Origin of the sequence: Clostridium sp. UMB9555A (genome assembly GCF_030222355.1) — a bacterium.
Taxonomy (GTDB): Bacteria; Bacillota; Clostridia; order Clostridiales; family Clostridiaceae; genus Sarcina; species Sarcina perfringens.
This window is the reverse complement of the sequence record NZ_JASORQ010000046.1, coordinates 1-245: the sequence shown is the minus strand read 5'-3', so window position 1 is coordinate 245 and position 245 is coordinate 1. Positions and strand designations below refer to the sequence as shown.

The 245-nt window shown below is 57.1% G+C and carries 2 tRNA genes; both read right to left on the bottom strand.

Going from position 1 to position 245, the window contains the following annotated elements:
• Positions 1 to 77, bottom strand: a tRNA-Asp gene (locus QP548_RS16900).
• An 11-nt stretch (positions 78 to 88) separates the two neighbouring features.
• Positions 89 to 164, bottom strand: a tRNA-Val gene (locus QP548_RS16895).
• Between the last annotated feature and the right edge of the window lie 81 nt (positions 165 to 245).

The window sequence follows — 245 nt, the reverse complement described above, 5'->3', positions numbered from 1 at the left end:
TGGCGACTCAGAAGGGGCTCGAACCCTCGACCTCCGGCGTGACAGGCCGGCACTCTAACCAACTGAGCTACTGAGCCATTAAAAGTTTTGGTGGTCGCAACAGGGATCGAACCTGTGACCCCCTGCTTGTAAGGCAGGTGCTCTCCCAGCTGAGCTATGCGACCGTATATATGGTGACCCCTAGGGGAATCGAACCCCTGTTACCACCGTGAAAGGGTGGTGTCTTAACCGCTTGACCAAGGGGC